Here is a 23,131-nt window from a genome sequence, read left to right as displayed (position 1 = left end):
TCCGGCCCGGATGCGCGCAGCGCTCATCCGGGATCTGTGCCGAAAACGCCGCTATTGCCCGCCGGCAGCGGCCTCGTCGGCGAACCACACGACATGGCCCATCGTCTGAAGCCGGCCCGCCGGGATCGCGGTGTCGCCCGCCCGCGCAGCCCGCATCATGGGCGTCTTCTCGGAGCCGGTGATCAGGAAGGCGATGTTGGCGCTGCTTTCCAGCACCGGATAGGTGAGGGTGATGCGCGCTTCGGGCCGACCATGCGCCACCGAGCCTACCCACTTCTGCCGTTCCTCGAGGATCGGCTCGCCGGGGATGAGCGAGGCCGTATGACCGTCCGGTCCGAGGCCGAGGAACATCACGTCGAACAGCGGCCGATCCGGGTCGAGGTGGCCAGAGCCGTAGAAGTCGCGCAACGTCCGCTCGTAATCGACGGCGGCATCCTCGGCGGTCGGCCGCGCGGTGTTGACGGGATGCACATTCGCGTCCGGCACCGGCACATGGGCCAGCAGGGCGTCGCGGGCCATGCGGAAGTTGTTGTCCTTGTTGTCGGCCGGCACGAAGCGCTCGTCGCCAAAGAAGAAATGCGTCTTGGCCCAGGGGAACTGCTCCCGGTAGGGCGATTGCGCCAGGCGCTCGTAAAGCCGCTTCGGCGTCGAACCGCCCGACAAACAGACCGTGAAGATGTCGCCCTTCGCCGTGGCGAGGTCGGTCAGCCAGGCCGCGACCCCATCGGCAAGCGCCGCCGCGTCGGCATAAACCGTCAAGGTGCCTTCGAGTTGCGACATGGATTTTCCCTTCAAGCCTCGATCGTCGTAGCGGCGGTGCGGATCGCCGCGATGGCCTGGCCATAGTCGGGCTTGCCGAACACCGATGACCCCGCGACCAGCACGTCGGCGCCAGCCTCGACCGCGATGGGCGCGGTTTCGACCGAGATGCCGCCATCGACCATGATGCGCATCTCGGGCCGGCCGGCAGCGTCGCAGAGCGCCCTCAGGCGCCTCAACTTCGGCATCGTTTCAGGCAGGAAGGCCTGCCCACCAAACCCGGGGTTGACGGTCATCACGTTGACGATGTCGCACATGTGCAGCACCTCTTCGATCAGCGCCAGCGGGCTGCCCGGGTTGATGGCCACCCCGGCCGACTTGCCGAGATCCCGGATGCGGCCGAGGGTGCGATGCAGATGCACGGTGAAGGAGGATTCCGCCTGCACCATGATCTGGTCGGCGCCCGCCTTGGCGAAGGCATCGATCAGGCTTTCCGGGTTCACCATCATCAGATGCAGGTTCAGCGGCAGCGTCGTGGCCCGTCGCGCCGCCTCGACCAGAGCCGGGCCGAAGGTGATGTTCGGCACGAACTGCCCATCCATCACATCGACATGGATCAGGTCCGCGCCGCCGCGTTCGACGGCCTGGATCTCATCAGCCAGATAGCCGAAATCCGCCGCCAGGATCGACGGCGCCATCAGGATCGCGTGGGGAGACCGCATCAGGCTTGCGTCTTCAAAATAAAGCGTTCCACAGCCTTGGCGAAGCCTTCGTCGTTGTAGGACTCGGTGGTGGCCGATGCCTGCGCCTTCACGGCATCGCTGGCATTGCCCATGGCGATCGAGAAGCCGCTCTTCTTGAACATGTTCACGTCGTTCGGCATGTCGCCGATGGTGGCGAACTGGTCCTTCGGCACGCCGAGCAGCTTAGACAGCGTTTCAACCACATCGCCCTTATTGGCCTGCGGATGCGTGATATCGAGGTAATAGGGCTGCGAGCGCGCCGCCGACACCGTGCTGCCGAAAGCCTGCTGGGCGTCGGCTTCGCATTGCGCGACGAGTTCGCGGTCGTCGCTGACGCCGACGATCTTTACGGCCTTGTCGAGATCGGGCTCGCTGAACTCCGTCACCACCACGGGCTCGAACTTGACCGTCCAGGCCTCGCGGTCGCAATGCGGCGCCTTGCGGTCATGCACGAACCAGTCCTTGGCGGTGTAGAGCCAAGCATCCATCTTGTGCTTTAGGATCAGCGCGATGGCGGCCCGCGCCACGTCGGGCGGCAAGGTCTTTTCCTCGATCACGCTGCCGTCCGGCTTCACCATGGCGCCGCCGTTGAAGCCCGCGATGGGCGTATCGAGGCCGAGCGGCGCGATCAGCATGTCCATGCCCTTCGGCGGTCGACCGCTCGTCACCGCAAAGGTGACGCCGTTCTGGCGGAGTGCCTTGATGGCCGCGACCGTGCGCTCGGTCAGTACCTTCTGCTCGGTCACCAAGGTGCCGTCGACATCGGCCAGCAGCACCTTGATGGATTGAGGCGTCTTGGCGTCGCTCATCGGGTCTGCTCCCCTTCCGGTCCGTTCTGCAGCACGTAGCGTTCCATCGCCACGGCGAAGCCCTCGTGCTCGTTATCGTCCGTCACCACGGTGGCATGCCCCTTCACCACGTCGAGCGCATTACCCATGGCGACCGAGAAGCCGGCCTGTCGCAACATGGAAATGTCGTTCACGCCGTCGCCGATGGCCAGCACCGCCTCGATCGGCACATCGAGAAGGCGCGCGATGCCGAGCAGCCCGTTGCCCTTGAATGCCGCGGCATTTGTGACGTCGAGGTAATAGCTTTGCGAGCGTGTCGCCGAGGCCGCCGCGCCGAGGCGGGCCTGCAGCTCCCCTTCGAGCCGCTCGAGCAAGGCATGGTCGTGGCTGGCACCGACGATCTTCAAGGCATGGGCGTAATGCCCCGCATCGAATTCGGCCACGACCTCGAACGGCATGCCGAGGGTCTTCGCTTCATGATCGACATGGGCGCCCTCGGGATCGCGCAGAAACCATTGGGTTTCGGTGAACAGCCAGGCATCGACCCCATGCTGCCGCAACACGGCGACGCTGTCGCGCGACGCCGCTTCGGGCAGGTAGAGGGTTTCCAGCACCGACAGGTCGCCCCGAATCAGCGCCCCGCCATTGACGGCCCCGACAGGCCCGGGGAGGTCGAGCGCTTCGATGAGGGCCCGCACCCCATGCGGTGGCCGGGCGCTCATGATGGTGAAATGCACGCCCTGCTGGCGAAGCGCCGCGATGGCCGCCAGCGCCCGGGGCGTGATCCGCTTGTCGCGTGTCACGAACGTGCCGTCCACGTCGGTGACCACAAGCTTGATCGGCGTCGTCGGTGTCACGTCCCGCACCATCCGCCGGCCTAGCCGGCCGACTTATAATCCTTGGGCGAACTCGTGGCGCTTTCGCCAAGCTCGACGTGCCCGCCGAAGCCAAACCGCATCGCCGACAGGATCTTCTCGCCGAAGGTATGGTTCTGGCGCGAGCGGAACCGCGTGTAGAGCGCCGCCGATAGCACGTTGGCCGGGACCGCCTCTTCGATAGCGGCCTCGATGGTCCAGCGGCCTTCTCCCGAATCCGCGACGTTGCCGGAATAATGCGCCAGGTCCGGGCTGCCGGCGAGCGCCTGGGCGGTCAGGTCGAGCAGCCAGGACGACACGACGCTGCCGCGACGCCACACCTCGGAAATGTCCGTGAGGTTGAGATCGTAACGCTCATCCGGCTTCAGGTCAGACGAATTCTTGCCCTGCAGAATGTCGAAGCCTTCGGCATAGGCCTGCATCAAGCCATATTCGATGCCGTTGTGGATCATCTTGACGAAATGGCCTGCCCCGACCGGGCCGGCATGGATATAGCCTTCCTCGGCGCGGCTGTCGGGGATCGACTCGCGGTTCTTGGTGCGTGGAATGTCGCCACGACCGGGAGCCAGCGTCTTGAAGATGGGATCGAGGTGGTCGACCGCATCCTTGTCGCCGCCGATCATCATGCAATATCCGCGCTCAAGGCCCCAGACACCGCCCGAGGTGCCGACATCGATGTAGCGGATGCCCGACTCGGCCAGAACCTTGGCGCGGGCGATGTCGTCCTTGTAGTAGCTGTTGCCGCCGTCGATGATGATGTCGCCCCGGCCAAGCTTCGAGCCGAGGTACTCCACCGTCTCCTGGGTGATATGGCCCGCCGGCAGCATGACCCAGATCGCCTTCGGGGTGTCGGTCAGCTTGCTCACCACCTCGTCGAGCGATGCGGCCGCAGTGCTGCCGGTCGCGACGAGATCGTCAACGGCCCTGGCGTTCTTGTCGTAAACGACGCAGGAATGTCCGTTCCGCTCCAAGCGGCGGACGATGTTGCCCCCCATGCGGCCAAGACCGACAACGGCGATCTGCATCCATCACTCCTGTGTCAATGAGATTGAGGTGGTTCGACAGGCATCGGACTGACGCGATGCCCGATACCGATCCGGGCGCGGCAGCCTCGGCGCCGCGCCCGGATCGGTTCTGCTGTCAGTCGCCGGCCTTGGTGCCGCCGAGTTCCTTGCGCTTCTTGGCGACGCCGCCCAGCAGCTTGTCAAAGCTCTCGATGAACTTCTTGACGCCGTCCTGAACAAGATCTTCGGTGACGTCCTTCAGCGAGATACCCAGGGCCGGCAGTGCCTCGATGGTGGCCTTGGCGCCGGCGATGTCGGATTCCACCGTGTCGGCTTTCGCGGTCCCGGTCTCGCCGAAGGCCTTCATGGTGGCGGTCGGCATGGTGTTGACGGTCTGCTTACCGATCAGCGCATCGACGTAATAGGTCGGCGCCAGGGCCGGGTCCTTGGTGCCGGTCGAGGCCCACAACAGCCGTTGCGGCTTTGCGCCCTTGGCCGCGAGGGCGTCCCAACGGGCGCCCGAGAACAGCTCGATCCAGCGCTGATAGGCAAGCTTCGCCCAGGCGATCGCAACGGTGCCCTTCAGCTTGGCGCCTTCGTCCTTCTGCGTCCCCGAAAGCTCGCTGAGCTTCTTGTCCACCACAGTATCGATGCGGCTGAGGAAGAAGCTCGCCACGCTGGCGACCTTCGAAACGTCACCACCCTTCTTGGCGTAATGTTCGAGACCCGAGATATAGGCCTCCACCACATCCTCGTAGGCACCGATCGAGAACAACAACGTCACGTTGATGTTGATGCCCTCGCCGATGAGTTCCTTGGTGGCCGGCACACCGGGCGTGGTGCCCGGCACCTTGACCATCAGGTTCTTGCGATCGACCACCTTCCAAAGGCGCTTGGCCTCTTCGACGGTCTTCGAGGTCTCCATCGCAAGGGCCGGCGGCACCTCGAGGCTGACGAAGCCGTCGGCTCCGTTGGTCTTGTCATAAAGCGGCCGGAACACGTCGCAGGCGCCCTGGATGTCCTCGATGGCCAGGCTCTCATAGATGGCCATGTCGTCAAGCTTGCCGGCAGCCAGCAGCTTCTGCAGGTCGTCCTTGTATTCGTCGGTGTCGCCGATCGCCTTTTCGAAGATCGAGGGGTTCGAGGTCATGCCCCGCAGCCCCTGCTCGTCGATCATGCGCTTCAGGTCACCCTTGCGGATGAGGTCGCGGTGGAGGTCGTCCAGCCAGGGCGACTGGCCGAGGTCCGACAGTTGAACGAGAGGATTCATGGAAGGCCTCCTTACTCGGCTGCGTCACGCGCGGCGGCCGGCTTGCCGTTGCGCTGGATCTGCTGCTTGGCAGCTTCGACAATCTTTTCCGGCGAGAAGCCGAACTTGGTCTGCAGTTCCTTGAGCGGAGCGGATGCCCCGAAGGTCTGCATGCCGATGATGGCCCCGAGCCGGCCGACATAGCGGTCCCATCCCATGACGGACCCCTGCTCGACCGAAACGCGCGCCGCGAGTGCAGGCGGGAACACCGAATCCTGGTAGGCCTGGTCCTGCTTCTCGAACAGGTCCCAGGACGGCATCGACACGACGCGCGCCGCGATGCCTTCCTGGCTCAACGTTTCCCAGGCGCTCACGCACATCTGCAGCTCGCTGCCGGTGCCGATGAGGATCACCTCGGGTGCCTTGCCGCCTTCGGGGTCGGCCAACACATAGGCGCCCTTGGCGAGGCCGGCGGCCGGCGCGAACTTGGTCCGATCGAGGGTCGGCATCGGCTGGCGGCTCAGGATCAGGGTCGAGGGTTCATGCTTCAGGCCCATCACGACGCGCCAAGCTTCGCCGCATTCGTTGGCGTCGCCCGGACGGATGGTGATGAGGCCCGGGATGGCACGCAGGCTGGCGATCTGCTCAACCGGCTGATGAGTCGGGCCGTCCTCGCCGACGCCGATGGAATCATGCGTGAAGACGAAGATCGACGGCAGTTCCATCAGAGCTGCGAGCCGGATCGTCGGCCGCAGATAATCGGAGAAGATCAGGAAGGTCGAACAGAACGGCCGGATCTTCGACAAGGCGAGCCCGTTCGAGATCGCCCCCATGGCGTGCTCGCGCACCCCATAATGGATGTTGCGGCCCGCCCGGTTGACGGAGGAAAAGCTCGTTTCTTCCTTGCCGGTCAACTTGGTGAGGGTCGAGCTGTCGAGATCGGCGGAACCGCCGAGCAGCCAGGGGTAGTTCGGCGCCAGGGCGTTCTGCACCTTGCTCGAGCCTTCGCGCGTGGCCATGCCCTTGGCGTCGGCCGGGAAGGTCGGAATGGCGTCCTGGTAGTGCGCCGGCAGCTCGCGCCGCTCCATGGCGTCGAACTCGGCCGCGAGTTCCGGGTGGGCTGCCTTGTACTTGCCGAACAGGACTTCCCAAGTCCGGTAGGCATCGGCACCGCGGGCGCCAACACCGGATTCGAAGTCCTCGTAGACGCCGTCCGGCACAAGGAACTGGGCGTCCTCGGGCCAGCCATAGGCCTTCTTGACGAGCTTCACCTCGTCGGCCCCGAGCGGCGAGCCGTGCGACTTGCTCGAATCCTGCTTGTTGGGCGACCCATAGCCGATGTGGCTGTTGACGATGATCATCGTCGGCCGCGTCAGCTCGCGCTTGAACTCGGCCAGCGCCACCCGCAGCATCTGCAGGTTGTTGGCATCCGGCACATGCAGCACGTTCCAGCCATAGGCGAGGAAGCGCGTCGCCACATTCTCGCTGAATGCCCAATCGGCCGGACCGTCGAGCGTCACCGAATTGGCGTCATACAGCCAACACACGTTGTTGAGCTTCAGGTGGCCAGCGATGGATGCAGCCTCCGAGGCCACGCCTTCCATCATCTCGCCGTCCGAGCAGATGCAGTAGATCTTATAATCGACGACTTCGAAATCGGGCTTGTTGTAGCGCGTCTGCAGCCACTTCTCGGCAATCGCCATGCCGACCGACATGGAGATGCCCTGGCCCAATGGACCGGTGGTGGCCTCGACGCCGGTGGTGTGATGATATTCGGGATGCCCCGGGGTGGCGCTGCCCGCCTGCCGGAACGCCTTGATGTCGTCCATCGACACGGCGGCCTGGTTCTTCGAGCCGTAATCTTCGCCGACCGACTGAACCTTGGTGAGATGCAGCATGGAATACAGCAACATCGAGGCGTGACCGGCCGACAGGATGAACCGATCGCGGTTCGGCCAGATCGGGTGCTTGGGGTCGAACTTCAGGAAGTCCTGCCACACCGCATAGGCGACGGGCGCGAGGCCCATCGGGGCGCCGGGGTGGCCGGAATTGGCCTTCTGCACGGCGTCGATCGACAGGGTACGGATCGTGTTGATGCTGAGAAGCTCCTGCTTCTCGTTGGCCGCCACGGCGGGATCAACCACCTTCGGACCCGTATCAGCCACCGCCGCCATCAGATGCTCCCTTAATGTGCCGCCGTCATACGGCGACAGTCTTTGATCCACGATCTTGAACCGCCGCCAAGGAAAAACGTCATCCCGGTCCAGAAGTTCAACACACGCCGAAGGCCTGAATGAACCCAGGGCCCAATTATGCGCTTCGAATGACGGCCAGATGTATCACTGCGGCAGCAAAGCTCAAGCTTGTCGCATCAGGCATCGGCACCGCGTCGCGCCATCGTGCTAGACACAACATAGAGCCGCCCGAGGAGGCGACCAGGGAGGACGACCATGCTGGCCCGCACTCACATCCTGCGGAACGGGGCAAGTCTGCCCGTGACGCCCCTCGGTCTGGGCTCGGCGCCGCTCGGCGACCTGTTCGACAAGCTGGACGAAACGGTCGCCCATGCGACCGTGGCCGGCGCCTTTGCGGCCGGCATCCGGGTGTTCGACACGTCGCCCCATTATGGCAACGGCCTCGCCGAGGCCCGCTGTGGCGCGGCGCTGCGAACCCTGCCGCGCGACGCCATCACGGTGTCAACCAAGGTCGGACGCGTGATGGACCCCTTCGCGCCGCCGGTGGCGCAAGCCGGCGATGTGGCCTCACCGGGCTTCGCGGGTGGCTTCCCGCACCGGGCCCGCTTCGACTATTCGCAGGACGGGGTGATGCGCTCGGTCGAGCAATCCCTGCTGCGCACCGGGCTCGGACGCTTCGACATCCTGTTGATCCACGATTGCGACGTGTGGACCCAAGGGGCCGATCACATCGACCGGGTGTTCGGCGAGGCCATGGACGGGGCCTATCGGGCGCTCGACCGGTTGCGCGCGGAAGGAACGGTCGGCGCCATCGGGGTTGGGGTCAACGAGGCCGACATGTGCGAGCGTTTCGCCCGCGCGGGCGACTTCGACGTGATGATGCTGGCGGGGCGCTATTCCTTGCTGGAACAACCGGCACTGACGCGCTTCCTGCCGCTCGCGACCGAGAAGAACATCGGCGTCCTGCTGGCCGGCATCTTCAATTCCGGCATCCTGGCGACAGGGCCCGTGCCGGGCGCCCGCTATAATTATGCGCCCGCGCCGCCGGCCGTCCTCGAGCGGGTCGCGGCCATCGCGCGGATCTGCGACCGGCATGGGGTGCCGCTCCGCCATGCCGCGCTGCAGTTCGCGACGGTCCATCCCGCCGTGTTGAGCGTCGTGCTGGGAGCCGTGGCGCCGAACGAGGTGAACGACGCGGTTGCGGCCATCGCGGCGCCGATCCCGCCGGCCTTGTGGTCGGACCTGAGGTCGGCGGGGCTGCTCGACGCCGCGGCCCCGACGCCGGCCTGAAAGCCGCCTGCCTGGACGGCACCGCGCATTCGCGCAACATAATGGCGTCGGGCGGCTTCTGTTCGACAGAACACCCCTGTGGTGCGGAGACCATCGATGTTGTTTCGCCGCATGGCCGTCGCCATCGCGCTGCTGGTCGCGGGGCTCGCCTCGCAGGCGCCCGAGTTCGTGCAGCAATACGGCCAGCGGCTCGGGGGCGCGATCGACGAGTTGCAGGCCATCGTGGCGCGGTTCGATCAGGAAGCCTCGAACCAGGCCTTGTCGCGCCAGCAGGGGATCGCCCGGCTGGAAAACAATGCCGACCCGCTCGCCCAGGCGCGCGGGCGCGACCTCGATGCCACCGCGGCGCGCCTCGCGTCGCTGCAACGGCAGCGCGAGGCCTTTGCGGTCGCAGGGCCGTTGTCGCGCTACACGGTCTTCGCAGAGGATTTCGACCGGCAGGTGGCGGCCGGCACCTACGCGGCCTTTGCGCCGGCGGTGCCGGTGACGCTCGGTGGGCTCATAGCGGCCGCGGTCGGGTTCCTGCTCGGATGGGGCGGCATGCACCTTCTGGCCTGGCCGATGCGGCATCGCCGTCGCTCGGACTTCACCGATCCAGCCCACCTGCGGGCGCGCTGAACGGTGTCAATGCGTTTCGAACGTCGCATGTCGTCACGACGGCGAACGCGGAAGCGCGGCTAGGCGGCTTCCGAGCCTTCCCGCGACGCCGAGGCGGGCGGCAGGCCGATGCTGGGCCCATGGCCGCGGAAGTTGCGCAGCCACCAGGCCCAGTCGTTTGGCACAAGATGGAACGGGTCGTTGTGGGCCAATTCCCGGGCGGCCCAGACGGGCCAATGCGGATTGGCCAAGGCCGGGCGACCGAGGAACACGAGATCGATCAAGCCGTCCCGGATGGCACGGTCGGCATTGGCCGGCACGCCGAGGTTCCAGCTGGTGGCAACCGGAATGCCGACCTCTTCCCGCACGCGGTTGGCCCGCTTCAGCATGAAGCCCACCTCGCCGAACGGCGGCTCGGTCATCTCGTCGGTGTTGAAGCCGAGCGACAGGTCGGCAAGGTCGAGCCCGTGATCCTTCATCATCCGGATGGCCGTGATGGCATCGTCGAATTGCACGCCTTCGGGGTGCAGATCGTCCGAGCCGAGCCGCATGGTCAGCGGATATTCCTCGGGCCACACGGCCCGCACGGCGTCGAGCGCTTCGAGGTGGAAACGGGCGCGGTTCTCGACGCTGCCGCCATATTGGTCGCTGCGCTGGTTTGCCAGCGGCGAGAAGAAGCTCGCGCCGAGATACCCGTGCGCGTAGTGCATTTCCAGCCATTTATAGCCGGCCTCGAGGGCCCGGCGCGCCGCATCGGCATAGGATTGGTGCAGCGCCTTGATGTCGTCGACGCTCAGCTCACGCACGGGATAGATGTGGCCACCACCGCCATAAGGAATGGCCGAGGGGCTGACGCATTCCCAGCCATCGGCGTGATCGGGCGGCAATTGTTTCCAGGTGCCCTGCTCGTTGACGCCCTTGTGGGGCGGCAACTCGCTGCCTTTGCGACCGGTGTGGCCGAGCTGGATGGCCGGCACGCCGCCCATGCGCTCGATGATGCTGCAAACGCGGGCATGGCCCTCGATTTGGGCATCGTCCCAGATGCCGGCGCACGAGGTGGTGGTGCGCCCATCGGAGGTGATGGCCATCTGCTCGCCGAAGATCAGCCCGAAGCCGCCCGCCGCACGGGCACCGAGGTAGCTGACGTGATAATCGTCGAGTTTGCCGTCGACGGAATTGTACATCGTCATCGGCGACATGACGATGCGATTGCGCAGGGTCACGCCCTTGAGGGTGAAGGGACTGAAGAGGTCAGGCATCGCTCAGGATCTCGCCATGTCATGGGGTGCCGCCGGCTGACGCCCGCCACGTCCCCTGCCGCTTCGAGACTTTCCGCAATTACCATGCCAGTTGGAGATCAGGGCCGGCAGTAGAAGGGCGCCATGGTGCTGGCCGCACCGAAGTTCATCGACAGCACCACCATCGCATTGGCCAGGTCGAGCTCTTCGGGCGACCGCGCGCACACATCGGCCCGACGGGTGCAACGGGAGGCCAGGAACGCCGCATGGGCGGCCAAGAAGCCAGAACTCAGGCCGGCACTGCCGCGACGCTCGATCGCCTGCGTCCACGCGGCCCGGTAAAGGTCGCATTTCCGGTCATGCCATCCCGGACCACCCTTCGACACGGCAGAGGCTGGTCCCGCGGTGGTGACGGCGGCAGCAAGAACCAGCAAGCCCCGCCCGATGCGCCGCGGCTTGCGCGGGGGCAGAAGCCGCCAGAACCGAACCAGGAGGCGACGGCGATGCAGCACGGTTCTTCCCCTCCACGCAGGCCCGCGACGGCGGCCTGACGCAGGCTAGCGCCCGATTGCGCGAGGGGATTTCCCCTTGGCTCCGACACGTCTTAGGCTACGCCTCCCAGCCCTGAGGAGCCACCATGAAAGCCGTTCGCCTGGAAGGTTTGGAGCAGCTATTCCTGCGTGACGTCGCGCCGCCGGAGCCAGGACCGGGTGAGTTGCTGGTCCGGGTGGAAGCGTCGGGGGTTTGCGGCACCGATCGGCACCTGCTGCACGGTTCCTTCCCGTCGACGCCGCCGGTGACGATCGGGCATGAATTCTGCGGCATCGTCGAGGCGCTCGGCCCGGGCGCCTCGGGCTTCGCGATCGGAGACCGCATCACGGCCGACCCCAACATCGTCTGCGGCCGCTGCGAGCCCTGCCAGAAGGGCCGCATCAACCTGTGCCGCAACTTGCGGGCGCTCGGCATCCAGCGCGACGGCGGCTTCGCCACCCATGCGATCGTGCCGCAAAGCCAGGCCTATGGCTTGCCAGCGAGCGTGAAGCCCGAGCATGGCGCCTTCTGCGAGCCCATCGCCTGCTGTTTGCACGGGATCGACATGGCGCAGATCCAGGCGGGCGCCACGGTGGCGGTGCTGGGCGGCGGCGTCATCGGCCTCCTCACGGTTCAACTGGCGCGGCTTGCGGGCGCGCGCCAGGTGGTTCTCTCGACCCGGCAGGCCAGCCGCCGACGCCTGGCCGAGGACCTCGGCGCCACCGCGACGGTCGACCCGACGGCCGGCGATCCGGTGGCGGCCATCTCGGGGCCCGGCGGGGTGCTGCCGGGCGGTGCCGATGTGGTGATCGAATGCGCCGGCGTGCCCGACACGATGCGGCAGATGACCCATGTGGCAAGGGCGGGCGGCACCGTGGTGGTGCTCGGCGTCATGCCGAAGGGCGAGACGGTGGCGTGGGAACCCTTCGACGTGCTGTTCCGGGAGCTGCGGGTGCTCGGCTCCTTCATCAACCCGTTCACCCATCGCCGCGCGGCCGAGCTCGTTGCCGCGGGCACGCTGCAGCTCGACCCGTTGGTGACGCGCCGCATGGGCCTCGACGAGGTGGTGAATGTGGTCCGGCAGCCGGCCCAGCCGGGTGAAGTCAAGGCGATGGCGGTCGCCTGACCTTAGAGGCTGTCAGGGCCAAGTGGACTCCACTTGGCCCGATCAGACAGCCGATCACGAGGAGAGCTCAGAGGCTGTCTGGTTCGGAAAGAACCAGACAGATTCTAGGGAACGGGCCGGGGTATCGCCTCGACCCTGATCACACCAGCACCTTCGATCAAGCCTATCCCGGCTTGCTCGAACACGGTTTGAAGCCGTCGGCCTTGTTCGAGCATGATGCCCGGCGTGTCGTCGATACCTTCGGCACGCGCGATCGCGACTTCGGGGATCTCGGCGTGGGCCGCCAGCGTGGCGAGACTCCAACCCAGCATCTGCCGCGCTTCGCGGATCTGGCGACCGGTGATCATCATGGAGCGATACGGGGTCCGTGGGCCGCCCCGCCGTGGCGATCCGGGCCAGTCCCCGTATCGCCTGTGACTCCGATGCGCCTTAACGCATGTTAAGCGTCTCACCCGCGAGGGTGAGACGCAGAGAAGCAGCCCGCAGGACCGATCAGGTGATGACCGAGGGCTCCTTGCGACCCGTGTGACGCTCGATGCCCGGGATGGAGCGCGACAGGGCGATCAGGTCCGCGATGGCATTGCCGGTCTCGAGATCGAGGCGGCCCGAGGCAGGTTCGGCCCGCTCGATGTAGACCCGCAAGGTCGCGCCGGCCGTGCCGGTGCCCGACAGCCGGTAGACGATGCGGGCGCCGTCCGTGAACAGGATGCGGATGCCCTGGTTGGCCGAGTCCGAGCCATCCACCGGATCGTGATAGCTGAAGTCGTCGGCCTCCGAGACCGTCAACCCGTCGAAGCTCTGGCCCTTCATCGAGCCGAGGCCGTCGCGCAACTCCTTCATCAAGGCGTTGGCGCCGTCTGACGCGACCTCTTCATAATCGTGCCGGGCGTAATAGTTGCGACCATAGGTGCGCCAATGGTCTTCCATGATGTGCTTCACGCTTTCGCGGCGCACGGCCAGGATATTGAGCCAAAGCAGCACCGCCCAAAGGCCGTCCTTTTCGCGCACGTGGTTCGAGCCGGTGCCGGCGCTTTCCTCGCCGCAGATGGTGGCGAGCCCGGCATCGAGCAGGTTGCCGAAGAACTTCCAGCCGGTTGGGGTTTCGTAGATGGCGATCCCCTTGGCCTTGGCGACCTGGTCGGCAGCCGCGCTCGTCGGCATCGAACGGGCGATACCGGCAAGCCCCTTGGCATAGCCGGGCGCCAGATGGGCGTTGGCGGCGAGCGCCGCGAGCGAATCCGAGGGCGTCACGAAGATGCCGCGGCCGATGATGAGGTTGCGGTCGCCGTCGCCGTCCGAGGCGGCGCAGAGATCGGGCGCGTCCGGCCCCATGGCGAGATCGTAGATGACCTTGGCATGGACGAGGTTCGGATCGGGGTGATGGCCGCCGAAATCGGGCTTGGGGTCGCCGTTGATGACGCTGCCGGGCTTGAGCCCGAGCTCGCCCTCGAGGATCGCCTTGGCGTAGGGGCCGGTGACGGCCGACATGGCATCGAACACCATGGTGAAGCCGCCGGCGATCATGGCCTTCATGGCGCCGAAGTCGAACAGCTCGCGCATCAGGGCGGCGTAATCGGCGACAGGATCGACGACCTCGACCTGCATGCCGTCGAGCACCGTCGTGCCGATGTGGTCGAGATTGACGTCGGCCGCGTCGCTGATCTTGTATGCGGCGATGGATTTGGTGCGGGCGAAGATGGCGTCGGTGATCTTTTCGGGCGCCGGGCCACCGTTCGACGCATTGTACTTGATGCCGAAGTCGCCGTCCGGGCCGCCGGGATTGTGGCTGGCAGACAGGATAATGCCGCCGAAGGCACCGCGTTTGCGGATCAGGTTCGAGGCCGCGGGCGTCGACAGGATGCCGCCCTGCCCGACCAGCACCCGCCCGAACCCGACGCCGGCCGCGACCTTGATGGCAATCTGGATCGCTTCGCGGTTGAAGTAGCGACCATCGCCGCCGATCACCAACGTCTGGCCCTCAAACCCTTCCAGGCTGTCGAAGATCGCCTGGACGAAGTTGGCGACGTAGTGCGGCTGCTGAAACACCGGCACCTTCTTGCGCAGCCCGGACGTGCCGGGCTTCTGGTCGGTAAAGGGCGTCGTCGCCACGGTCTTGATCATCGGAGGTCCCCTTCCTCGCCGGCCGTTCGGGCCGGATGTTATGAGTCGATGCCTGCAAAGCGTCGATGCAAGGCGGCACGGCCGCAGCGTTCCAGCCCGGCGCCAGGCCGCTGGATCGCTTCGCCCGCTAAGACGGTTTTCGAGCGTTTCAGCTCTCGATCCGGTCGATCATCTTCTGGGTGACCAGCACGATGCCCTTGTCGGTTCGTCGGAACCGATGGGCGTCGTGGTCTGGATCACGGCCGATCACCATGCCTTCCGGGATCTGCACGCCACGGTCGATCACCGCATTATAAACCTCGGCGCCGCGGCCGATATGCACGTAGGGCATCACCACGGCGTTCTCGACCTTGGCCCAGGAGTTCACCCGCACCCCGGTGAATAACAGCGACGATCGCAGCGAAGCGCCGGACACGACGCAGCCGCCCGACACCAGGGAGGTGATCGCCATGCCGCGGCGCCCATCGACGTCATGCACGAACTTGGCCGGCGGGGTGATCTCGCTGTTGGTCCAGATCGGCCAGTCGCGGTCGTAAAGGTCGAGTTCCGGCACCACGGCGGTCAGGTCGATGTTGGCTTCCCAATAGGCGTCGACCGTACCGACATCGCGCCAATAGGCCTGCTGCTCGAAATTCGAGCGCACGCAGGAATCCGAGAAGTGATGGGCGATCGCCTTCCCGTGCTGGACGATGTGGGGGATGATGTCCTTGCCGAAATCGTGCTGCGAATTGGGGTTGGCGGCGTCACGGCGCAGTTCCTCGAACAGGAACTTGGTGTCAAACACATAGATGCCCATCGAGGCGAGCGCCCGGTCGGGCTTGCCCGGCATGGACGGCGGGTCGCTCGGCTTCTCGAGAAACGAGTGGATGCGGTCGTTCTCGTCGATATGCATGACGCCGAAGCCAACAGCCTCCATGCGCGGCACCTCGAGGCAGCCGACCGTCACGTCGGCGCCCTCGTCGACGTGCTGCTGCAACATCTTCTCGTAGTCCATCTTGTAGATGTGATCGCCCGCCAGGATGACCATGTACTTCGGCTCGTAGCCTTCGATGATGTCGATGTTCTGGTACACGGCATCGGCGGTGCCGAGGTACCACATGTCCTCGGACACGCGCTGGCTCGCCGGCAGGATGTCGAAGCTCTCGTTGCGCTCGGGGCGGAAGAAGTTCCAGCCGCCCTGCAGGTGGCGGATGAGGCTGTGGGCCTTGTACTGGGTCGCCACCGCCATGCGGCGGATGCCGGAGTTCAGGGCGTTCGACAAGGCGAAATCGATGATGCGGGATTTGCCGCCGAAATAAACGGCGGGCTTGGCGCGGCGGTCGGTCAGTTCCATCAGCCGGCTGCCACGGCCTCCCGCCAGCACGTAGGCCATCGCATGACGGCTGATCGGTGCGTTGTTGTACGGCTTGGCGTTCATTGTTGTTTCCTCCCACCAACGCAGTGCGAGGCTTTTTTTTAAAAGACGCCCCACCCTCGACTCATTGTGTGTCAGGCGGCGACGGATTCAAAGTGCAGGCGGAGGGTGCGCCGAAGAAAACTTGGAAGCGCGGACAGGAAGGTGTGGAGCCTGCCGCCGGATGACCCAAAGCAGCACCACGCCGGGCTCCGAAAGATCGTCGCACCGACCCCCGTGAACGCCGAAGCGCTCACGGGCGGCGTGCCCCAGGCCGCCGAAGGCGCGAACCTCAGACGGGCACGTTCCAGATCTCGCGCGCATATTCGCCGATGGTGCGGTCGGACGAGAACCAGCCCACGCGAGCGGTGTTGAGGATCGAGCTCTTCCACCAGCCGGCCGTGTCCTGCCAGCGGGCATCCACCTCGCGCTGCGCCGCGTAATAAGCGTCGAAATCGGCCGTCACCAGGAAGTTGTCGTTGGTGGACAGCATCTCGATGAGGCCGCGATAACGGCCGGTGTCGTCGGGGGAGAACACGCCCGACTCGATCGAGGCGAAGACCTCCGACAACTTGGGCGAGTTGGCGATGATCGAGCGGGCGTCGTAGCCGTCGCGCTTGCGGGATTCGACCTCGGCCGCCGTCAGGCCGAAGATGAAGATGTTGTCGCGGCCGACACGCTCGTTGATCTCGACGTTGGCGCCGTCGAGCGTGCCGATCGTCAGCGCACCGTTGAGCGCCAGCTTCATGTTGCCGGTGCCCGACGCCTCGAGGCCCGCGGTCGAGATCTGTTCCGACAGGTCGGCGGCCGGAATGATGGATTCGGCCAGGCTCACGTTGTAGTTCGGCAGGAACGCGACCTTCAGCAGGCCCCGCACGGTCGGATCGGAATTCACCACCCGGGCGATGTCGTTGGCCAGCTTGATGATCAGCTTGGCCGTATGGTAGCTCGCGGCCGCCTTGCCGGCGAAGATCTTCACCCGCGGCGTCCAGTTGCGGCCGGGATCGGCCCGGATGGCGTTATAAAGCGCCACCGTTTCCAGCAGGTTGAGGTGCTGGCGCTTGTATTCGTGGATGCGCTTGATCTGCACGTCGAACAGCGCGTCCGGGTCGACCGAGAAGCCGAGGCGCTGCTGGATGATGGAGCCGAGCCCCTCCTTGTTGGTGCGGCGGATGGCGCGCAGGCGCGCCTGCAGGTCCGGGTCGCCGGCATGCGGCTCGAGCTTCAGCAACGCCGAAGGATCATCGAGCACGGCGGGGCCGCACACGTCCACCAGCGCCTGCGTCAAGGCCGGGTTGGCCTCGAACAGCCAGCGCCGGAACGTGATGCCGTTGGTCTTGTTGTTGATCTTGTCCGGAAACAGCTGGTGCAGGTTGCGGAACACCGTTTCCTTCATCAGCTCGGAATGCAGGGCCGAGACGCCGTTGACCTTGTGGGCCGCCACGAAGGCGAGCGTGCCCATGCGGACGCGCTGGCGGCCCCAGCTTTCCTCGATCAGCGACACGCTGGACAGAACCTCGGGGTCCTGCTGGCCCTTGGCCCGGAGCCCGTCGAGGTGAATGGCGTTGATGAGGTAGATGATCTGCATGTGGCGCGGCAGCAGCCGCTCCATCAGGTGCACCGGCCAGGTCTCGAGCGCTTCGGGCAGCAGCGTGTGGTTGGTGTAGCCGAAGGTCGCCTGGGTGATGGTCCAGGCCTTGTCCCAAGGCAGGTTCTCGAGGTCGACCAGGATGCGCATCAGTTCCACCACACCGATGGCCGGGTGGGTGTCGTTCAGCTGGATGGCGGCCTTCTCGGCGAGGCCCTCGATCGGACCGTATTGCTTCACGTGCCGCCGCACGAGGTCCTGCAGCGACGCCGAAGCGAAGAAGAACTCCTGCCGGAGGCGCAGTTCCTGACCGGCCGGCGTGGCATCGCTCGGGTAGAGCACCTTGGAGATCGATTCAGCCCGCACCCGGTCCGCCAGGGCGCCGACGTAATCGCCGGCGTTGAAGGCGTCGAGCCGCAGCGGGTCGACCGCGCGGGCCTGCCACAGGCGCAGCGTGTTGACGTGCTTGCCGCGCCAGCCGACCACCGGCGTGTCATAGGCGACCGCCGACACGGTTTCGGCCGGGTGCCACGTGTAGCGCGCCGCGCCGTCGGGGTCGTGACTGGTTTCGACGCTGCCGCCGAAGCCGATGTCATAGGCGATCTCGGGGCGTTCGAACTCCCACGGGTTGCCGTTGACGAGCCAGTTTTCGGGATATTCCTGCTGCCAGCCATCCTTGATGCCCTGGCGGAACAGCCCGTTCTCGTAGCGGATGCCATAGCCGTAGGCCGGCACCGCGAGGGTCGCCATGCTTTCCATGAAACAAGCCGCTAGGCGGCCGAGGCCCCCGTTGCCGAGCGCCGCATCGGGCTCCACCTGCCGCAGCCGGTCGAGGTCGACGCCGAGCCCCGCCAAGGCCTCCCGCATGGGCTCGACGAGCCCGAGATTGGTCAGCGAATCGAACAACAGCCGACCGATGAGGAACTCGAGCGACATGTAGTAGACGCGCTTGTTGCGCGTGTCGTTGGTGCGCTTGTAGGACTCGGCCCAGCCATCCACGACCTGGTCGCGCACCGCCAAGGCCACCGCCATGTACCAGTCGCGATCGGACGCCGTGCTGGCGTTCTTGGCGACCGCATAGGTCAGTTTCGCCATCACGGCGTCGCGAAGCCGGTCGGCGCCCACGCCCTCGGGCGCCACAAGGCCGTCCGCGACCGACGCCGCCGCATGGGTCGGCGCGGTCGTGTTGCTGTCGATGTCCATGGTCATGGCCTCCGGTTCGGCGGAAGGAATACGGCAAAGCCCGCGCTGACCCGGACCTTAGCCGCCCTGTGTTACAAAACCCTAGCAGGTTCACGGCCCCGTGATCGCCATGCGTCACCGGATGCGCGTCCGTGCGCCGCGATCCTCGCGATCGCCGCCCCGAAGCGCCGGGTGCCTCGTGCGGCAACGAGATCCGAGATGGCCTGCGCCGTCAACCCGGGTCGCTGCGCCTGACCGCGTCCTGGAGGCTTTGCCCTCAGGACCGGCCTTCGCCCGAAGCCCATAGCGCATCGAGCCCGGCCCGATAGGTCGGAAAGGCGAGATCGACGCCGAGATCCCGCCGCAGCACGGCGTTGCGGACGCGGCGGTTGGCGCCATAAAAGCTGCGCGCCATGGGGGACAGCTCGGCTGTCGCGAAGGGGATCAGCCCGGGCGGCGCGATGCCCATCAGGCTCGCCGCATAGGCCACCACGTCGGGCGCGGGTGCCGGCTCGTCGTCGGTGACATTGACGAGCCGGGGCGGTGCCGGATGCGCCAGGGCGGCCATGACGGCATGGCCTATGTCGGTCACGTGGATGCGGTTGAACACCTGACCGGGCTTGTCGATGCGCCGCGCTTCGCCGGCCCGGAGGTCGTCGAGCGCGTTGCGGCCGGGGCCATAGATGCCGGCCAGCCGCAGCACCGACACCGGCACCCCGGCGCGCGCGCCGAGCGCCAGCCATTCGGCCTCGACCCGGATGCGCGCCGCCTGTCGGGGGTTGCCAGCCATCGTGGCGGCTTCTTCGTCGATCCAGGCGCCGCCATGGCCGCCGTAGACACCGATGGTCGACAGATAAACGATGCGCCTGAGATTGGGCGCGGCCGCGATCGCCGAAGCGAAGTGGGCCAGCACCGGGTCGGCTTCGAGACCCGGCTGCACGCTGACCAGCAGCGCGTCGGCGTCAGCCAGCGCCGCCGGCAGACGCGGATCGACCGCTGCACCCACCGCGCTGCCATCGAAGCGCAGCAGCGTCGCGCCGTCCTGCTCGGGCTTGGCCGGAGCCCGCACGGTCCCCCACAGATGCGTGAAGGCAGCGCCATGCTGGCGCACCACCTGGCTGGCGCTGTAGCCCAGGCCGAAGACGAACAGCTTCACGCGAGCTCCCATTCCCGTTGCACGTCCGGATCGGTTTCCAAACGCCGCGCCGCGTCGCCGAGTTGCCGCGCCTCGATCGGCCCGAGCAGCCGGTGCAGCGCCCAGACGGCTGCGCCGCGCACAGCCGGGTCGGGATGGACGAGGTGCCGCCGCGCCGCCTCGGCGAGCTCAGCGTCGCCGGAATTGCCGATCGCGATCAGCACGTTGCGCAGGAAGCGCGCCAGCCCGATCCGCTTGATCGGACCGCCGGCGAAGAACGCCCGGAAACCGGCATCGTCGAATGCCGCGAGATCGCCGAGGCGTGGCGCCGCGAGGTCGGCGCGCGCCTGCAGCTTTTGTTCGGCCGCGACGGCCGCGAACTTGTTCCACGGGCAGGCCGCGAGGCAGTCGTCGCAGCCATAGATGCGGTTGCCCATCAAGGGACGGAGCGCCCGGTCGATCGGCCCGGCGTGCTCGATCGTGAGATACGAGATGCAGCGCCGCGCATCGAGCCGGTAGGGCGCCGGGAAGGCCGCCGTCGGGCAGGCGTCCTGGCAGGCCCGGCAGGAGCCGCAGCGGTCGCGGTCCGCGTCGTCGGGCTGCAACGCCAGGGTGGTGAAGATCGAACCGAGGAACAGCCAGGAGCCGAAGTCGCGCGACACGAGGTTGGTGTGCTTGCCCTGCCAGCCGAGCCCGCTCGCGGCGGCGAGCGGCTTCTCCATCACGGGTGCGGTGTCGACGAACACCTTCACCTCGGCCTCCCCCGGCCGCGCCGCCGCCGCGAGCCACCCGGCCAGCGTCTTCAGCCGGCCTTTGACGACATCGTGGTAGTCGCGGTGGCGCGCATAAACCGAAACGGTACCGCGGTCCCGTCGCGCCAGGCTCTGCAGCGGATCGCCCTCGGGGCCGTAGTTCATGCCCAGCATGACGACGCTGCGGACCTCCGGCCAAAGCGCCTTCGGGCTGCCGCGTCGCTCGACCGTATCGGCCATCCAACCCATGGCGCCGTGCCGGCCCGCCGCCAGCCAGGCATCGAGCCGGGATCGCGCGTCCGGGATGGCATCGGGCGAAACGATCCGGCAGGCCTCGAAGCCGAGTTCGGCCGCCCGCACCCGGAGGCGGTCCACCAGGGCGGGCCGGGGTGCCGCTGCCCCGCCTCGAGGAGCTTCGGCAAAGGCGGTCATGGGGTCGGGCTGCGGCACGGCCCCGACCCAATCGCATCGTGGTCTAGAAGTCGAGGTCGGCGTAGGTGGCGCTCGGCATCATGCCCGGCATGCGATCGGCCAGCAGCGGCCGGAACGACGGGCGCGACTTGATCCTGGCGTACCAGTGCTTCGCTCCCTCGTCCTCCGCCCATGGCACGTCGCCCAAGAAATCCACGCAGGACAAATGCGCGGCCGCGGCGAGGTCCGCATAGCTCAGCGTGTCGCCGCCGAGCCAGCGCCGTGCCCGGATCAGATAGCCGATATAGCGCAGATGATAACGCACGTTCGAGCGCGCCGAGCGCACGGCATCCATGTCGGGCGCGCCACCGCCCTGCTCGCCCTTCATGTAGCGCCGGTACACTTTTTCGCGCACCAGCGGTTCCGACACCTCGGCGAAGAACTTGGCGTTGAACCAGTCGAGCAGGCGGCGCACCTCAAGGCGCACCAGCGGGTGGTCGGGCAGCAGGCGCCGGTCCGCCATGCCGAGGCCGCGCGTTTCATCGAGATATTCCGCGATGATGCCGGCGCCCGGCACCGGCGGCCCATGCTCGTCGAGCATCACCGGCGTGGTGCCGGCCGGGTTCATCAGGAGGAAATCGTGACGCCGCTCGTGCACCCGCTCCTCGATGAGGTTCGGCTCGATCCCGTATTCGCCCAGCACCAGGCGGATGAAACGCGACTGCGGGTCGAGGGGGTGGTGGTAAAGGTCAGGCATCGGACGCGCACGTGGCGGACCCGTGCCTCGAGGCGGCCTCCTTGGAACCCAGGTCGTCGAACCGAGCCGAAACGTCTGGGAAACTTGGAGGCATGGAGCGGAGGTGCTTCGGTCGAAGGGACGGAGCCGGTGCGCCGCCTGCTATAGGATGCGCATCGGGGCTGAACAATCGGTTTCCGCGACCGCATGTCGCTTTCGTGACGCTGCGGCAGGCGTGCCTCAGCCCGGGGCGGAGCCGACCCCCGCCCGCCGCAGCGCCACCACGATGCGGTCGAGCCCCTGCAGGAATTCGGAGCGCTGCCGGCGGTCGAAGGGTTTTGGGCCACGCGTGTTTTCCCCGGCGGCCCGAAGGTCGCTCAACAGGTTCCGCATGGCGAGATCGGCACCGATCGAGGCTGCCGTGAAGCGACGGCCGTTCGGCGCGATCACGTCGGCGCCCGCCTTGACGCAGCGGTCGGCCAGCGGCACGTCGGTCGTCACCACGATCGCGCCCCGCCGGGCCCGCTCGGCGATCCAATCGTCCGCGACGTCGAGGCCCGCCGACACCAGCACGCGCTCTATCGCCGGATCACGCGGCACCAGGATCGGCTGGTTGGCCACCACAAAGGTCTTCAGGCCGTAGCGGGCCGCGACGCGGTACACTTCATCCTTCACCGGACAGGCATCGGCGTCGACCAGGATGACGATCGGCTGAGATTCGGGGACGGCCCCGGGCGGAGCATCGTCGCTCATGCGGTCTTGTCGGGCCAGCCGCACAGGTCCGCCACCAAGCAGGTGGCGCAGAGCGGCTTGCGGGCCACGCAGGTGTAGCGCCCGTGCAGGATCAGCCAATGGTGGGCATGACGGACATAGTCGGTCGGCACGACGGCCAGCAGCCCCGCCTCGACCTGATCGGGCGTCGCCCCGACCGCGATCGGCATCCGGTTCGACACGCGGAACACATGCGTATCGACCGCGATGGCGTGCTCGCCATGCAGGGTGTTGACCACCACGGCGGCCGTCTTCTTGCCGACGCCCGGCAAGGTTTCGAGCACGGCCCGGTCACGCGGCACCGTGCCGCCGAACTCGCGCACCAGCCGCTCGCTCAAGGCCATGACGTTCCGGGCCTTGGCGTTGTAGAGGCCGATCGTCTTGATGTAGCCCTTCAGCCGTTCTTCGCCGAGGTCGAGCATCGCCTGCGGAGTATCGGCGACCGCAAAGAGCGGTCCGGTCGCCTTGTTGACGCTGACGTCGGTCGCCTGGGCCGACAAGGCGACCGCGACCAGCAGCGTATAGGGCGTGCCGTAGAACAACTCCGTCATCGGCTCGGGTTCGCGAACCTGGAAGCGCCGGAAGATTTCCGCGATGCGCCCGAGGTCGGCCGGGTCGGGCCGCGCGGGGGCCGGGCGGGTGCGGCG

At 66.8% G+C, this 23,131-nt stretch carries 21 protein-coding genes; 3 read left to right on the top strand and 18 right to left on the bottom strand.

All coding sequences use genetic code 11. The features are described 5' to 3' along the window. Positions 1-51: 51 nt before the first annotated feature. The 7 genes from pgl to tkt all read right to left on the bottom strand — a co-directional run bounded on the left by pgl (position 52) and on the right by tkt (position 7,592). A complete protein-coding gene (gene pgl / locus P7D22_RS11960; RefSeq protein WP_319934467.1) occupies positions 52-780 on the bottom strand; it encodes a 6-phosphogluconolactonase in 729 nt (242 codons plus the stop codon). A gap of 11 nt (positions 781-791) precedes the next feature. Then, positions 792-1,481 carry a ribulose-phosphate 3-epimerase gene (rpe, locus tag P7D22_RS11955; RefSeq protein ID WP_319934466.1) on the bottom strand — a complete coding sequence of 230 codons (690 nt, stop codon included), beginning with the start codon at positions 1,479-1,481 and terminating at the stop codon, positions 792-794. Continuing rightward, the gene (locus tag P7D22_RS11950) at positions 1,481-2,311 is read right to left on the bottom strand and encodes an HAD family hydrolase (RefSeq protein ID WP_319934465.1); all 831 of its coding nucleotides are present in this window, start codon (positions 2,309-2,311) and stop codon (positions 1,481-1,483) included. The genes rpe and P7D22_RS11950 overlap by 1 nt, the downstream gene beginning before the upstream one ends. Then, positions 2,308-3,147, bottom strand: a complete 840-nt coding sequence (locus P7D22_RS11945) for a Cof-type HAD-IIB family hydrolase (protein ID WP_319934464.1) — start codon at positions 3,145-3,147, stop codon at positions 2,308-2,310. Before P7D22_RS11945 ends, P7D22_RS11950 begins: the two co-directional genes overlap by 4 nt. A 20-nt stretch (positions 3,148-3,167) precedes the next feature. Then, positions 3,168-4,190 carry a phosphogluconate dehydrogenase (NAD(+)-dependent, decarboxylating) gene (gene gnd, locus P7D22_RS11940; protein ID WP_319934463.1) on the bottom strand — a complete coding sequence of 341 codons (1,023 nt, stop codon included), beginning with the start codon at positions 4,188-4,190 and terminating at the stop codon, positions 3,168-3,170. A gap of 115 nt (positions 4,191-4,305) precedes the next feature. Then, positions 4,306-5,439 carry a transaldolase gene (gene tal / locus P7D22_RS11935; RefSeq protein ID WP_319934462.1) on the bottom strand — a complete coding sequence of 378 codons (1,134 nt, stop codon included), beginning with the start codon at positions 5,437-5,439 and terminating at the stop codon, positions 4,306-4,308. A gap of 11 nt (positions 5,440-5,450) precedes the next feature. Continuing rightward, on the bottom strand, positions 5,451-7,592 hold the full coding sequence (gene tkt, locus P7D22_RS11930; protein ID WP_319934461.1) for a transketolase: 2,142 nt from the start codon (positions 7,590-7,592) through the stop codon (positions 5,451-5,453). Between the two features lie 276 nt (positions 7,593-7,868). Between tkt and P7D22_RS11925 the strand changes: the two genes are divergently transcribed. After that, complete coding sequence (locus tag P7D22_RS11925) at positions 7,869-8,903, top strand: aldo/keto reductase (RefSeq protein WP_319934460.1); 1,035 nt, start codon at positions 7,869-7,871, stop codon at positions 8,901-8,903. A gap of 96 nt (positions 8,904-8,999) precedes the next feature. Next, complete coding sequence (locus P7D22_RS11920; protein WP_319934459.1) at positions 9,000-9,521, top strand: DUF2937 family protein; 522 nt, start codon at positions 9,000-9,002, stop codon at positions 9,519-9,521. 59 nt (positions 9,522-9,580) lie between these two features. Here the strand turns inward: P7D22_RS11920 and P7D22_RS11915 are convergent, their stop codons facing one another. Further along, complete coding sequence (locus P7D22_RS11915) at positions 9,581-10,759, bottom strand: NADH:flavin oxidoreductase/NADH oxidase (protein WP_319934458.1); 1,179 nt, start codon at positions 10,757-10,759, stop codon at positions 9,581-9,583. A gap of 98 nt (positions 10,760-10,857) precedes the next feature. After that, positions 10,858-11,250, bottom strand: coding sequence for a hypothetical protein (locus tag P7D22_RS11910; protein ID WP_319934457.1), 393 nt, complete (start codon positions 11,248-11,250; stop codon positions 10,858-10,860). 125 nt (positions 11,251-11,375) lie between these two features. On the opposite strand from P7D22_RS11910, the gene P7D22_RS11905 reads away from it, so the two are divergent. Continuing rightward, a complete protein-coding gene (locus tag P7D22_RS11905) occupies positions 11,376-12,395 on the top strand; it encodes a zinc-dependent alcohol dehydrogenase family protein (RefSeq protein WP_319934456.1) in 1,020 nt (339 codons plus the stop codon). Between the two features lie 104 nt (positions 12,396-12,499). Here the strand turns inward: P7D22_RS11905 and P7D22_RS11900 are convergent, their stop codons facing one another. From P7D22_RS11900 to nth, 9 genes are all read right to left on the bottom strand, one after another. Further along, positions 12,500-12,745, bottom strand: a complete 246-nt coding sequence (locus P7D22_RS11900) for a hypothetical protein (protein WP_319934455.1) — start codon at positions 12,743-12,745, stop codon at positions 12,500-12,502. Between the two features lie 142 nt (positions 12,746-12,887). Next, positions 12,888-14,516, bottom strand: a complete 1,629-nt coding sequence (locus tag P7D22_RS11895; protein ID WP_319934454.1) for an alpha-D-glucose phosphate-specific phosphoglucomutase — start codon at positions 14,514-14,516, stop codon at positions 12,888-12,890. Between the two features lie 148 nt (positions 14,517-14,664). After that, positions 14,665-15,933 (bottom strand): glucose-1-phosphate adenylyltransferase, encoded by a 1,269-nt coding sequence (gene glgC, locus P7D22_RS11890; protein ID WP_319934453.1) that lies wholly within the window; start codon positions 15,931-15,933, stop codon positions 14,665-14,667. Between the two features lie 268 nt (positions 15,934-16,201). Then, on the bottom strand, positions 16,202-18,700 hold the full coding sequence (locus tag P7D22_RS11885) for a glycogen/starch/alpha-glucan phosphorylase (RefSeq protein ID WP_319934452.1): 2,499 nt from the start codon (positions 18,698-18,700) through the stop codon (positions 16,202-16,204). 256 nt (positions 18,701-18,956) lie between these two features. Beyond that, positions 18,957-19,835, bottom strand: coding sequence for an NAD-dependent epimerase/dehydratase family protein (locus P7D22_RS11880; protein WP_319934451.1), 879 nt, complete (start codon positions 19,833-19,835; stop codon positions 18,957-18,959). Then, positions 19,832-20,998 carry a tRNA epoxyqueuosine(34) reductase QueG gene (queG, locus tag P7D22_RS11875; RefSeq protein ID WP_442916076.1) on the bottom strand — a complete coding sequence of 389 codons (1,167 nt, stop codon included), beginning with the start codon at positions 20,996-20,998 and terminating at the stop codon, positions 19,832-19,834. The genes P7D22_RS11880 and queG overlap by 4 nt, the downstream gene beginning before the upstream one ends. Before the next feature lie 43 nt (positions 20,999-21,041). Further along, a complete protein-coding gene (locus P7D22_RS11870; RefSeq protein WP_319934449.1) occupies positions 21,042-21,734 on the bottom strand; it encodes a glutathione S-transferase family protein in 693 nt (230 codons plus the stop codon). Positions 21,735-21,953: 219 nt separating this feature from the next. Then, the gene (locus tag P7D22_RS11865) at positions 21,954-22,466 is read right to left on the bottom strand and encodes a YaiI/YqxD family protein (RefSeq protein WP_319934448.1); all 513 of its coding nucleotides are present in this window, start codon (positions 22,464-22,466) and stop codon (positions 21,954-21,956) included. After that, on the bottom strand, positions 22,463-23,131 hold a 669-nt coding region (gene nth, locus P7D22_RS11860), incomplete at its 5' end, for an endonuclease III (RefSeq protein ID WP_319934447.1). The genes nth and P7D22_RS11865, both read right to left, overlap by 4 nt.

The organism is Lichenihabitans sp. Uapishka_5, assembly GCF_033947565.1.
Lineage (GTDB): Bacteria > Pseudomonadota > Alphaproteobacteria > Rhizobiales > Beijerinckiaceae > Lichenihabitans.
The sequence above is the reverse complement of the archived record's forward strand: the minus strand, read 5'-3'. Positions and strand labels throughout refer to the sequence as shown.